Raw genomic sequence first — 12,823 nt, 5'->3', positions numbered from 1 at the left:
ATCGACTGCCGCATGATACTCACCGACCTGACCCTGGCCGAGGCCGACCGCAGCGGTTTGCGGCTGACCGCCGACGCCGCCATCGTGCTGGACGGCGACCGCATCGCCTGGGCCGGGCCGCGCGCCGAGCTGGCGCAGGACGGCGAGACCCGCAGCCTGGGCGGCCGGCTGGTGACGCCGGGGCTGATCGACTGCCACACGCACCTGGTGTTCGGCGGCGACCGGGCGCAGGAATTCGACATGCGCCTGAACGGCGCCGGTTACGAAGAGATCGCGCGCGCCGGCGGCGGCATCCTGTCGACCGTCCGCGCCACCCGCGGGGCCTCGGACGACGAATTGCTGGCCGCGGCCCTGACCCGCGCCGACCACCTGATCCGCGAAGGCGTGACCACGCTCGAGATCAAGTCGGGCTATGGCCTGGACGTCGGCACCGAGCTGCGGATGCTGCGCGCCGCCCGCGCCGTGGGGCGTGAGCGCCAGGTCCGGGTCGTCACCACTTGGCTTGCCGCCCACGCGCTGCCGCCGGAATACAAGGACGACCGGGCCGCCTATCTGGACGAGGTCGTCATCGCCGGGATGGACGCCGCCCATGCCGAGGGGCTGATCGACGCCGTCGACGGCTTCTGCGAGGGCATCGCCTTTTCGGTGGACGAGATGGCCCGCGTCTTTGACCACGCCGCCGGGCTGGGCCTGCCGGTCAAGCTGCACGCCGAACAGCTGTCCGATCTGGGCGGCACTGCGATGGCGGCGCGGCACGGGGCGATCTCGGCCGATCACCTGGAATGGCTGGGGCAGGACGGGATCGACGCGATGGCTGCCGCGGGCACCGTCGCGGTGATGCTGCCCGGCGCCTTCTACACCCTGCGCGAGACGAAGCTGCCACCGATCGCCGACCTGCGCGCGGCGGGGGTGCCGATGGCGCTGGCCACCGACTGCAACCCCGGCACCTCGCCGCTGACCTCGCTGCTGCTGACGATGAACATGGGCGCGACGCTGTTCCGCATGACGCCGGCCGAATGCCTCGCCGGCGTCACCGCCCATGCCGCCACGGCGCTGGGGCTGGCCGACCGCGGCCGGATCGCGCCCGGAATGCTCGCCGATCTCGCGGTCTGGGACTGCGCCCATCCGGCGGAACTGTCCTATCGCATCGGCTTCAACCCGCTTCACGCCCGCATCCTCGGAGGCGACCTTGACTGACACGCTGACCCTTACCCCCGGCGCGGCCACGCTGGCCGAACTCGAGCGTGTCTGGCGCGAGGGGCTGGCCGTGCGGCTGGATGCCTCGGCCCGCCCGCGCATCGAGGCCTCGGCCGCCCGCATCGCCGCCGCCGCCGCCGGGGACCAGCCGGTCTATGGGGTGAACACGGGCTTCGGCAAGCTCGCCTCGGTCCGCATCGCGCCCGAGGACACCGCAACCCTGCAGCGCAACCTGATCCTGTCGCATTGCTGCGGCGTGGGCGAGCCGGTCGAGGAACCGACCGTCCGCCTGATCATGGCGCTAAAGCTGCTGAGCCTCGGCCGCGGCGCCTCGGGCGTGCGCCCGGTGCTGGTCGATCTGCTGGAGGCTATGTTGGCCCGCGGCGTCACCCCGATGATCCCGGCGCAGGGCTCGGTCGGGGCCTCGGGCGACCTCGCGCCGCTGGCGCATATGGCGGCGGTGATGCTGGGCGAGGGCCGCGCGTTCTTCGAGGGCCGCGAGATGCCCGGCGCCGAGGCTCTGGCCGCCGCGGGGCTGACCCCGGTCGAACTCAGCGCCAAGGAGGGGCTGGCGCTCATCAACGGCACGCAGGTCTCCACCGCCTTTGCGCTCGCGGGCCTGTTCGACGGCTTCCGCGCGGCGCGGGCGGCGCTGGTCGCCTCGGCCATGTCCACCGACGCGATCATGGGATCGACCGCGCCGTTGCTCGACGAAATCCACACGCTGCGCGGCCATCGCGGCCAGATCCTCGCGGCGCGCGTGATCCGGGGGCTGATGGAGGGGTCGGAGATCCGCGAAAGCCACCGCGAGGGGGATCAGCGCGTGCAGGACCCCTATTGCATCCGCTGCCAGCCGCAGGTGACGGGCGCCTGCCTGGACATCCTGTGGCAGGTCGCGCGCACGCTGGAGATCGAGGCGAATGCCGCCACCGACAACCCGCTGGTGCTGACCGAGGTGGACCGCATCGTCTCGGGCGGGAACTTCCACGCCGAGCCGGTGGCTTTCGCCGCCGATCAGATCGCGCTGGCGCTGGCCGAGATCGGCGCGATCAGCCAGCGGCGCATCGCGCTGATGGTGGACCCGGCGATGAACTTTGGCCTGCCGGCCTTCCTGACCCCCGATCCGGGGCTGAACAGCGGGCTGATGATCGCCGAGGTCACCTCGGCCGCGCTGATGAGCGAGAACAAGCATCTGGCGAACCCCTGTTCGGTCGATTCGACGCCGACCAGCGCCAACCAGGAGGATCATGTCAGCATGGCCGCCCACGGCGCCCGCCGGCTGAAGCGGATGAACGCCAACCTTGCCCATATCGTGGGGATCGAGGCGATCTGCGCCGGCGCCGGGCTGGATGCCCGCGCGCCGCTGGCGACCTCGGGGCCGCTGCGGGCGGCGCTGGACCGGCTGCGCGAGGTGGTGCCGCCGATGGGGCAGGACCGCTATCTGGCGCCGGAGCTGACCGCCGCCGCAGCGCTGGTCGCGTCCGACGCGCTGGCCGAGGCCACGGGTGGGTTGGCCGAGATCGGGGTCTGAGCGATGGCCGGAACGTCGAAACCGCTGGACGGGCTGCGCGTCCTTGACCTGTCGCGGGTGCTGGCGGGGCCCTTCGCCACCGCGATCCTCGCCGATCTGGGGGCCGAGATCGTCAAGCTGGAACCCCCGCAGGGCGACGATTACCGTCATATCGGCCCGTTCCGCGACGGCGAATCGGCGCTGTTCTCGCTGACCAACCGGGGCAAGCGGTCGATCGTCGTCGACCTGAAATCCGAGGACGGCCAGGCGCTGGCCCGCAGCATCGCCGCCAGCTGCGACGTGGTGATCGAGAATTTCCGCCCCGGCGTGGCCGCCCGGCTGGGTCTGGGCGCCGACCGGCTGCGGGCGGAAAACCCGGGTGTGGTGGTCTGTTCGATCTCGGGCTTCGGCCAGTCGGGACCGGATGCGGGGCTCCCCGCCTATGACATCGTCGTGCAGGCCATGTCCGGCTGGATGGACGCCACCGGAGAGGAAGGCGGCGCGCCGCTGAAGGTCGGCGAGGCGCTGGGTGACACCGCTGCCGGACTATATGCCGTCATCGGGGTGCTGGCGGCGCTGGTCGGGCGCGGGCGCACCGGCCAGGGCGCGACGCTGGACGTGGCGATGCTGGATTGCCTCGTGGCGATGCTGCCGACCAGCCACGCGCTGCATCTGTATGCGGGCCAGCACATCGCCCGGGTCGGCAACCGCCATCCGCTGTCGACCCCCTTCGGCGCCTTCCGCACCGCCGACGGCCATGTGATCGTCGCCGTGCTGGGCGCGCGGCAGTTCGCGGCGTTGTGCGCGCTAAGCGGCCGCCCCGAGGCTGCCGCCGACCCGCGCTTTGCCACCGACGAGGGGCGCACCGCGCATGAACCCGAGATCCGCGCGATGATCGAGGGCTGGTCCGCCGCTCTGCCGACCTCCGACGCCGTGGCTGCGCTGCGCGAGGCGGGAATCCCCACCGCGCCGATCATGTCGCTGGCCGACCAGCTGGGCTCGGCCCATGCGCAGGCGCGCGGGCTCGCCTCCGAGCTGCCGCATCACCGTCTGGGCCGCGCGCCGGTGGTGGGCCAGCCGGTCCGCTTCGACGGCAACAAGCCGCTGGCCGCCCAGGGTGCGCCGGCCCTGGGCGCCGACACCCGCGCCGTGCTGGACGGGCTGGGGCTGTCCGCGGACCAGATCGCCGGGCTGATCGCGGCCGGCATCGTGAACGAGGCAAAGCCATGAATGACTACGACCATCTTCTGAGCGACTCCGAGCGCGACTTTCTGTCCGTGCTGCAGCGCTTTGCCGCCGACGAGCTGGTGCCGCGCGCCGCCGCCACCGACGAAAGCGGCGCGTTCGTTCACGCCCAGCTGGCCGGTCTGGCGGCGCTGGGAATGATGGGCGCCAACCTGCCCGAACGCTGGGGCGGCGCGGATATCTCGGCCCACGCGCTGTTCGAGGCGGTGGCGGCGGTCGCCGGCGGCTGCGGGTCGACCGTGTCGGCGCTAACGGCGCATTACCTCGCGACCGATTCGATCCTGATCGGGGCCGACGACACGCTGCGCGCCCGCATCCTGCCCGACGCCGCCGAAGGCAAGCTGCTGGGCGCCTTTGGCCTGACCGAGCCGAACGCCGGGTCCGACCCCGCCGACATGCGCACCCGGGCCACCCGCGAGGGCGACGGCTGGCGCATCCGCGGGCGCAAGTGCTTCATCTCGAACGGCGGGGTGGCCGATTTCATCGTCGTCTATGCGGTGACCGACCCGGACGCCGCGCATCGCGGGATTTCCGCCTTCGTCGTCGAAAAGGGCACGCCCGGGCTGACTCCGGGCCGGGTGGAACAGACCATGGGGCTGCGTGGCGGCCATGTGTGGGAACTGGACCTCGACCTGACCGTCCCGGACGCGAACCGCGTCGGGGCCGAGGGCTCGGGCTTCCGCACCGCCATGCAGGTGCTGGACAACGGCCGCATCGAGGTCGCCGCGATGGCCACCGGCATCGCCCGCGCGGCGCTGAGCGCGGCCCGCGACTGGGCCAAGACCCGAATCATCGGCGGCGAGCCGCTGGCCGCGCGGCAGGGCATCCAGTGGATGCTGGCCGACATGGCGACCGACCTGTCAGCCGCCGAACTGCTGGGCCACGAGGCCGCCCGCCAGCGCCAGGCGCTGCATGACGGGTCGGGCAAGCGCTTCAGCACCGCGGCCAGCAAGGCCAAGCTGTTCGCCTCCGAAGCCGCCGGCCGCATCGCCGACGCGGCGCTGCAGATCCACGGCGGCTATGGCTTCACCCGCAACTTCCCGCTGGAACGCCATGTCCGCGACCTGCGGATCATGCGGATCTACGAAGGCTCGTCCGAAATCCAGCGCAACATCATTGCCGGCCGCCTGCTGGCCTGAGAGGGACATGATGAACATTCCGACCCCCAACCCGCGCCACAATGCCCGCGACATCTACCCGGCGACGGGCACCGAGATCACCGCGAAAAGCTGGCTGACAGAGGCGCCGCTGCGGATGCTGATGAACAACCTGCATCCCGACGTGGCCGAGAACCCGCACGAGCTGGTCGTCTATGGCGGCATCGGCCGCGCCGCCCGCACCTGGGACGATTTCGACAAGATCGCCGCGGCTTTGCGCGAACTGGACGAGGACCAGACGCTGCTGGTGCAGTCCGGCAAGCCGGTCGGCGTGTTCCAGACGCACAAGGACGCGCCGCGGGTGCTGATCGCCAACTCGAACCTCGTGCCGCACTGGGCAACGTGGGAACATTTCAACGAACTCGACCGCAAGGGGCTGGCGATGTACGGCCAGATGACCGCGGGGTCGTGGATCTATATCGGCACCCAGGGCATCGTGCAGGGCACCTACGAGACCTTCGCCGAGGCCGGACGGCAGCATTATGACGGCAGCCTCAAGGGCAAGTGGATCCTGACCGCGGGCCTTGGCGGCATGGGCGGCGCGCAGCCGCTGGCCGCGGTGATGGCCGGCGCCTGCTGCCTCGCCGTCGAATGCGACGAGACCCGCGCCGATTTCCGCATCCGCACCCGCTATTGCGACGAAAAGACCCACAGCCTCGACGAGGCGCTGGCGATGATCGACCGCTGGACCAGCGCTGGCGAGGCGAAATCCGTGGCGCTGATCGGCAACGCCGCCGAGGTGTTCCCGGAACTGGTGCGCCGGATGAAGGCGGGCGAGCCGATGCCGAACAGCCGCCCCGACATCGTCACCGACCAGACCTCGGCCCATGACCCGATCCACGGCTATCTGCCGCTGGGCTGGTCGGTTGCGGAATGGCGCGCCCGCCAGGAAACCGAGCCGAAGGCCGTCGAACACGCCGCCCGCGCCAGCATGATGCGCCACGTCGCGGCGATGGTCGATTTCTGGAACGCCGGCGTGCCGACCGTCGATTACGGCAACAACATCCGCCAGGTCGCGCTTGAAGAAGGGCTGGAGAACGCCTTTGCCTTCCCGGGCTTCGTGCCGGCCTATATCCGCCCGCTGTTCTGCCGCGGCATCGGCCCGTTCCGCTGGGCGGCGCTGTCGGGCGATCCCGAGGATATCTACAAGACCGACGCCAAGATGAAGGAGCTGTTCCCCGAGAACACCCACCTGCACAACTGGCTGGACATGGCGCGCGACCGAATCGCCTTCCAGGGCCTGCCGGCGCGGATCATGTGGATCGGCCTTGGCGACCGGCACCGCGCGGGGCTGGCGATCAACGAGATGGTCCGCAATGGCGAGCTGAAGGCGCCGGTGGTGATCGGCCGCGACCACCTCGATTCGGGGTCCGTGGCCAGCCCCAACCGCGAGACCGAGGCGATGAAGGACGGCTCCGACGCGGTGTCGGACTGGCCGCTGCTGAACGCGCTGCTGAACACGGCCTCGGGCGCAACCTGGGTGTCGCTGCATCACGGCGGCGGGGTCGGCATGGGGTTCTCGCAGCACTCCGGCATGGTGATCTGCTGCGACGGGACCGAGGACGCCGACCGCCGCATCGCGAGGGTGCTGTGGAACGACCCGGCCACCGGCGTCATGCGCCACGCCGATGCGGGCTATGACATCGCCATCGACTGCGCCCGCGAGCACCAGCTGAACCTGCCGGGCATCCTGGGATGAGGCTGGTCCGGCGGGCGGAGCTGACGCCGCAGCCGTGGCGCAACGGCGGCGGCGTGACGTGGCAGATCGCCGTCGGCCCCGACGGCGCCGACGTGGCCCGGTTCGACTGGCGGCTCAGCATGGCCGAGGTGGCGGCGGACGGCCCGTTCTCGGCCTTCGCCGGCATCGACCGCACGCTGACGCTGCTGCAGGGCGCGGGGCTGGAGCTCGATTTCGGCGGCGCGGCCGTGCGGCTGGTGCCCGGCGATGCGCCGCTGTCCTTTCCGGGCGATGCGGCGGTGACGGGACGCCTGAGCGGCGGCCCCGTGACTGACCTTAACGTGATGACGCGGCGCGGCGTGCTGTGCCACCATGTCGCGCAGATCGGTGCGGGCGAGGCGCTGCCGCCGGGCTGCGTCGCGCTGGTGGCGCTGGGCGCGCAACCGGACCCCGCCGGCGGCTCCCCCTTGAGCCCTGGCGATACGCTGCTCGCCGATGCGGCGGGCGGGCTGGACACGATCACGGCAGCCGGCCCCGCGCTGGCGGTGGTGATCCGCCCGGCCCGCGCACGACACTGGATTTCCGGCGCGACCGACGGTTAGATCGGCCCGCCACAGTTGCGGCGCCCGCCGGGCAGGGGCGCCGCCTGCATAACCCGCCCGACAGGAGAGGAACGACCCATGACCATCCGCACGTCCCTGAAATCCGCGCTGTTCGGCGCCGCGGCCCTGGCGATGGCCGCCACCGGCGCACTGGCCGACCAGCTGGCCGACATCAAGGCCGCCGGCAAGATCGTGACCGCGACCGACATGCACTATGCGCCCTTCGACATGCTGAACAACGGCACGTACGAGGGCATGACCAAGGACCTGTTCGACGAGGTCGCCAAGGAAATCGGCGTCGAGCCGGTCTATCAGGACATCCCGTGGACGGCCGAGCTGCCGGGGCTCGAGGTCAAGAAGTTCGACATTGTCATCGCCCCCGTCACCGTGACCGCCGAACGGCTGGAGCGTTACACCTTCACCCCGCCGATCGCCGACGCGACCGTGTCGCTGGTCAAGGCGGCCTCGAACAAGGACCTGACCAAGCCCGAGGACATCAAGGGCAAGACCGTCGGCGTTCAGCAGGGCACCGCGCAGTTCCGCCAGCTGGAAGCCTATGGCAACGAGCTGGGCGGCGTGACCGTCAAGGAATACGGCACCACCGACGAGGCCTATGCCGACCTCGCCGCGGGCCGGCTGGACGCGGTGGCGGGGTCGCTGCCGAACCTCACCTACCTGGTGAAGAACCGCCCCGAGACCTTTGCCCTGTTCGAGCCGGCGCAGTTCGGCAAGCCCAGCTATTTCGCCTGGGTGCTGCGCAAGGGCGATGACAGCGAAAGCCTCCGCAAGGCCATCGAGGACGCGATCAAGAAGATGACCGACGACGGCCGGATCAAGGCGATCCAGGAAAAATGGCTGGGCACCGCCACCGACCTGCCGCTGGAGCCGGTGGCGAACTGACCCCGGGCGCCTGCGCCCTTTGAACCACGCTTCGGGCGATCTTCGCCCGGGGCCACGCCCGGGCGCTGTCCGCCCCGGTCCCCCCTTGTCGACAGGCCGTGATGTTTTCCATCCAGACATTCCTTGACGCCTTCGTGCCGCTCGCCTGGGCAGCGCGCTATACGCTGTTGGTGTCGTGCCTGGGCATCGCGCTGGGGCTGGTGATCGGCGTCGTGGTCTGCGCGATGCGGCTGTCCGGCTCGCGGCTGGCGCGCGGGATCGGGGCGCTGTGGGTCAGTTTTCTGCGCGGCGTGCCGCTGCTGGTGCAGCTGCTGCTGATGTTCTACCTGCTGCCGGTGATCGGCATCGACGTGCCTCCGCTGGTCGCCGCCGTGGTCACCGTGGGCATCTGCGCGTCGGCCTATATCTCGGAAATCTGGCGCGGCGCGATCGGCGCATTGCCGGGGGGACAGACCGAGGCCGCCCAGGCGATCGGCATGGGCCCGGCGACGATCTGGCGCCGGATCATCCTGCCGCAGGCGGTGGTGATGTCCCTGCCGGCGCTGGTCAACGAGCTGATCCTGCTGGTCAAGGCGTCCTCGCTGGTCTCGGTCGTGGGCATCCTGGAACTGACCCGCGCCAGCCAGGCGCAGGCGGCCACGACCTTCCGCCCGCTGGAAGTCTACCTGGCCGCGGCCTGCATCTACCTGGCGATCAACCTGTGCCTCGCGGCCCTCGGCCGCTGGCTGGAACACAGGATGGCGATCTGATGGAGCTGTCGGTTCTTCAGCAATACGGCCCGATGCTGCTGCGCGGCTTCGGCATCACGGTGTTCTGCTGGCTGGCGGGCACGGTCTTGTCGATGGCTCTGGGCCTGATGATCGCGCTCGCGCAACGCTACGGGCCGCGCTGGCTCAACTGGCTGCTGCGCGCCTATATCGAGGTGATCCGCGGCACCCCGTTCCTCGTCCAGCTGTTCGTGCTGTATTACGGTGGCCCGCTGGTCGGGCTGCGGCTGGACGCGCTGCCCGCGGGGCTCTTGGGCCTGACCGTCTATGGCAGCCCCTATTTCGCGGAAATCTTCCGCTCGGGCTTCGGCGCCGTGCCGCATGGCCAGATCGAGGCCGCGCGCGCCGTGGGCATCCCGGAACCCTCCATCGTGCGGCGCATCCTGCTGCCGTTGGCGCTGGTGTCGGCGCTGCCGGCGCTGGTCAACTTCTCGATCATCCTGACCAAGGAAACCGTGATCCTGTCGATCATCACGGTGCCCGAGCTGATGTATCAGACCCAACGCATGTCCACCGAAACCTTCCGCTATCTGGAAGCGAACTTCGTGCTCGCGCTGTTCTTCTGGGGGCTGGTCGAGACGATTTCGCGGCTGGGCCGCAGGCTGGAAGCCCGCGTGACGCGGCATATCGAAAGAGGCTGAGATGACGCAGGCCGCATCGGTCGACATGACCCGGATCAACAAGTTCTACGGCCCCTTCCAGGCGCTGCGGGATGTCAGCCTGCACATCCCGCCCGGCAAGGTGACCTGCCTGATCGGCCCGTCCGGGTCGGGCAAGTCGACGCTGCTGCGCTGCATCAACTTCCTGGAACGCTATGACGCGGGCGAGATCCGCATCGACGGCCAGCTGATCGGCTATGACACGCCCGGCGGGCGGCTGATGTCGGGGCGCCGCCTGCGCGAGATGCGGCGCGACATCGGCATGGTGTTCCAGCAGTTCAACCTGTGGCCGCACATGACCGCTCTGCAGAACGTGGCCGAGGGGCTGGAACGGGTCCGCGGCCTGCCCCGCGCCGAGGCCGAGGCGCAGGCCCGCGCGGCGCTGGACAAGGTGGGGCTGGGCGACAAGACCGCGAACCACCCGGCCCGGCTGTCGGGCGGCCAGCAGCAGCGCGTCGCCATCGCCCGCGCCATCGCCATGCAGCCGCGGGTGATGCTGTTCGACGAACCGACCAGCGCGCTGGACCCGGAACTGGTGGGCGAGGTGCTGGCGGTGATGAAGCAGCTGGCCGCCGAGGGCATGACGATGGTCGTCGTCACCCACGAGATGGGCTTTGCCGCCCATGTCGCGGACCGCGTGGCGTTCATGGAACGCGGTGAGCTGGTCGCGGCGGGGACCCCGGCGGAAATCTTTGCCAACCCGCGCGACGAACGCATCCGGGCGTTCCTGCACAGCTATCACGAACGCAACGCCTTCGAGGTGTGACCGCGTGGCCGGCCCTGTCGGGTCGGCCCAGCCGGTCAGCCTTGCCTGTCAGCCCAGCGCATACCCCGTGCCGCGCACGGTACGGACGGGGTTGTCGCCGCCATAGGCCATCAGCGCCTTGCGCAGCCGGCCGACATGCACGTCGATGGTGCGGGTATCCACATAGATGTCGCGCCCCCAGACCCGGTCCAGCAGCTGTTCGCGGGTCCAGACCCGGCCCGGACGTTCCATCAGCGTGCTGAGCAGCCGGAACTCGGTCGGCCCCAGATGCAGCGACTTGCCCGACCGGAACACCCGGTGTTCGCCGGAATCGAGGATGATGTCCTGAAAGCTCAGCCGTTCGCCCATTGTGGTCGGGCGGGTGCGGCGCAGCTGGGTGCGGACGCGGGCCATCAGCTCGACCACCGAATAGGGTTTCACCACATAGTCGTCGGCGCCGGTTTCGAGGCCCCGCACCCGGTCGCCCTCGTCCGACCGGGCCGACAGCATGATGATCGGGATGTGCCGGGTCTCGGGGTCGGCCTTGACGCGGCGGCAGATCTCGATCCCCGAGACGTTGGGCAGCATCCAGTCCAGCACCATCAGATCGGGATTTTCCTCGGCCACCAGCAGCATCGCCTCGTCGCCGGTCTCGGCGGCGGCGACGCGGAAGCCCTCGGCCTCGAGGTTGTAGGTCAGGACCTCGCGCTGCGCGCTTTCGTCCTCGACAAGCAGGACGCAGGGTTGCTGGACGCTCATGCCGGTTCCTCCTGGTCAGATCGGCGGGCGGGGCCTCAGCTCGCGGTGGGGCCAGGCTCGGGCGGACGCCCCACGCTTTCGCTTTTCGGGCGCGGATCGTCGGGCAGTTCGCCCGAGACGAGATACAGCACCTGTTCGGCGATCGAGGTGGCGTGGTCGCCCATCCGTTCGATGTTCTTGGTGATGAAATGCAGGTGCATGCAGGCGGTGATGTTGCGCGGGTCTTCCATCATGTAGGTCAGGAACTCGCGGAACAGTGCGTTGTACATCTGGTCGACTTCCAGGTCGCGGGCGCGTACGTCGGCAGCAAGCGCCGCGTCGCGGTGGACATAGCTGTCCAGCGCGTCCTTCATCAGCTTTTCGACCGTCTGCGACATCCGCCGCAGCGCCATGCCGGCACCGTCGATGGGCGGCATGTGGGCCAGCACATGGGTGCGCTTGGCGATGTTCTTGGCGTAATCGCCGACCCGTTCCAGGCTGGCCGAGATCTTGATGACGGTCAGCACCACGCGCAGGTCGGTAGCGTTCGGCGCCCGCAGGGCGATCAGCCGCGCCGCCTCTTCGTTGATCTGCAGTTCCAGCTGGTCGATGGCCTTGTCGCGGCGGCGGACCTCTTCGGCCAGATCCTCGTCGCGCGCTTCCAGCGCCGCGGCGGCTTCGCTGATCGCGGATTCCACCAGCCCGCCCATCTTGACGACCAGCGCCTGGACGGTTTCGAGGTCGCGGTCGAAGGCGGATGCGATGTGGCGGTCGGTGGTGTTCATGCTGACTCTCCCGAAAGGTCCGTGATCAGCCGATGCGGCCCGAGATATAGCTTTCCGTCCGCGGGTCCTGCGGGCGGGTGAAGATGTCGTCGGTGGCGCCGTATTCCACCAGGTTGCCCAGGTGGAAGAACGCCGTCTTCTGGCTGACGCGCGCGGCCTGCTGCATCGAGTGGGTCACGATGACGACCGAGAACTGCGAGCGCAGCTCGTCGATCAGTTCCTCGACCTGGGCGGTGGCGATGGGGTCCAGCGCCGAACAGGGTTCGTCCATCAGCAGCACCTCGGGCGAGGTCGCCACGGCACGGGCGATGCACAGCCGCTGCTGCTGGCCACCGGACAGGCCGGTGCCGGTCTCGGACAGCCGGTCCTTGACCTCGTCCCACAGCGCCGCGCCGCGCAGCGCCTTTTCGACCACCTCGTCCAGTTCCGCCTTGTTGCGGGCCAGGCCGTGGATGCGGGGGCCATAGGCCACGTTGTCATAGATCGACTTGGGGAACGGGTTCGGCTTCTGGAAAACCATGCCGACGCTGGCGCGCAGCTGCACCGGATCGACGCGGCGGTCATAGATGTCCTCGCCGTCCAGCAGCATCCGACCCTCGACCCGCGCGATCGGGATGGTGTCGTTCATCCGGTTCAGGCAGCGCAGGAAGGTGGACTTGCCGCAGCCCGACGGGCCGATGAAGGCGGTCACGGTCTTGTCCAGGATATCGACATCGACATCCTTGATCGCGTGCTTGTCGCCGTACCAGACTTGCACGTCGCGGCACTGGAACTTGATCGCCTTCGCATCGGTATCCACGGTTCTCTCCGCCAGTCTCATGTCGTTCATCTTAGGGATCC

13 protein-coding genes are annotated in these 12,823 nt (G+C 69.7%); 10 read left to right on the top strand and 3 right to left on the bottom strand.

Annotated features, from left to right (window positions below; genetic code table 11):
- Positions 1 to 12 precede the first annotated feature (12 nt).
- From hutI to IC63_RS07980, 10 genes are all read left to right on the top strand, one after another.
- The gene (gene hutI, locus IC63_RS08025; RefSeq protein ID WP_036718846.1) at positions 13 to 1,197 is read left to right on the top strand and encodes an imidazolonepropionase; all 1,185 of its coding nucleotides are present in this window, start codon (positions 13 to 15) and stop codon (positions 1,195 to 1,197) included.
- Complete coding sequence (hutH, locus tag IC63_RS08020) at positions 1,190 to 2,728, top strand: histidine ammonia-lyase (protein ID WP_198026281.1); 1,539 nt, start codon at positions 1,190 to 1,192, stop codon at positions 2,726 to 2,728. The genes hutI and hutH overlap by 8 nt, the downstream gene beginning before the upstream one ends.
- Positions 2,729 to 2,731: 3 nt before the next feature.
- Positions 2,732 to 3,937: a CaiB/BaiF CoA transferase family protein gene (locus tag IC63_RS08015; RefSeq protein ID WP_036718843.1), complete on the top strand. Its 1,206-nt coding sequence runs from the start codon at positions 2,732 to 2,734 to the stop codon at positions 3,935 to 3,937.
- On the top strand, positions 3,934 to 5,091 hold the full coding sequence (locus tag IC63_RS08010; protein WP_036718840.1) for an acyl-CoA dehydrogenase family protein: 1,158 nt from the start codon (positions 3,934 to 3,936) through the stop codon (positions 5,089 to 5,091). Before IC63_RS08015 ends, IC63_RS08010 begins: the two co-directional genes overlap by 4 nt.
- A gap of 10 nt (positions 5,092 to 5,101) precedes the next feature.
- A complete protein-coding gene (gene hutU, locus IC63_RS08005; RefSeq protein ID WP_036718901.1) occupies positions 5,102 to 6,808 on the top strand; it encodes a urocanate hydratase in 1,707 nt (568 codons plus the stop codon).
- Complete coding sequence (locus IC63_RS16965; RefSeq protein ID WP_052041997.1) at positions 6,805 to 7,389, top strand: HutD/Ves family protein; 585 nt, start codon at positions 6,805 to 6,807, stop codon at positions 7,387 to 7,389. The genes hutU and IC63_RS16965 overlap by 4 nt, the downstream gene beginning before the upstream one ends.
- A 78-nt stretch (positions 7,390 to 7,467) precedes the next feature.
- The gene (locus tag IC63_RS07995) at positions 7,468 to 8,289 is read left to right on the top strand and encodes a transporter substrate-binding domain-containing protein (protein WP_036718838.1); all 822 of its coding nucleotides are present in this window, start codon (positions 7,468 to 7,470) and stop codon (positions 8,287 to 8,289) included.
- Positions 8,290 to 8,390: 101 nt separating this feature from the next.
- The gene (locus IC63_RS07990; protein ID WP_036718835.1) at positions 8,391 to 9,038 is read left to right on the top strand and encodes an amino acid ABC transporter permease; all 648 of its coding nucleotides are present in this window, start codon (positions 8,391 to 8,393) and stop codon (positions 9,036 to 9,038) included.
- Positions 9,038 to 9,697 (top strand): amino acid ABC transporter permease, encoded by a 660-nt coding sequence (locus tag IC63_RS07985; protein WP_036718832.1) that lies wholly within the window; start codon positions 9,038 to 9,040, stop codon positions 9,695 to 9,697. Before IC63_RS07990 ends, IC63_RS07985 begins: the two co-directional genes overlap by 1 nt.
- 1 nt (position 9,698) lies before the next feature.
- The gene (locus IC63_RS07980; RefSeq protein WP_036718829.1) at positions 9,699 to 10,481 is read left to right on the top strand and encodes an amino acid ABC transporter ATP-binding protein; all 783 of its coding nucleotides are present in this window, start codon (positions 9,699 to 9,701) and stop codon (positions 10,479 to 10,481) included.
- A 48-nt stretch (positions 10,482 to 10,529) separates the two neighbouring features.
- Here IC63_RS07980 and phoB read toward each other — a convergent pair whose 3' ends face one another.
- Genes phoB through pstB form a run of 3 tightly spaced genes read right to left on the bottom strand, consistent with a single transcriptional unit; the run spans position 10,530 to position 12,812 of the window.
- Positions 10,530 to 11,219: a phosphate regulon transcriptional regulator PhoB gene (gene phoB, locus IC63_RS07975; protein ID WP_036718827.1), complete on the bottom strand. Its 690-nt coding sequence runs from the start codon at positions 11,217 to 11,219 to the stop codon at positions 10,530 to 10,532.
- Positions 11,220 to 11,254: 35 nt separating this feature from the next.
- Positions 11,255 to 11,983: a phosphate signaling complex protein PhoU gene (gene phoU / locus IC63_RS07970; RefSeq protein ID WP_036718823.1), complete on the bottom strand. Its 729-nt coding sequence runs from the start codon at positions 11,981 to 11,983 to the stop codon at positions 11,255 to 11,257.
- 25 nt (positions 11,984 to 12,008) lie between these two features.
- Entirely contained in the window at positions 12,009 to 12,812 is an 804-nt protein-coding gene (pstB, locus tag IC63_RS07965; RefSeq protein WP_036718822.1) for a phosphate ABC transporter ATP-binding protein PstB, read from the bottom strand.
- Positions 12,813 to 12,823 lie beyond the last annotated feature (11 nt).

Origin of the sequence: Paracoccus sphaerophysae (genome assembly GCF_000763805.1) — a bacterium.
GTDB classification, from domain to species: Bacteria; Pseudomonadota; Alphaproteobacteria; order Rhodobacterales; family Rhodobacteraceae; genus Paracoccus; species Paracoccus sphaerophysae.
This window is presented reverse-complemented; position numbering and strand designations above follow the sequence as displayed.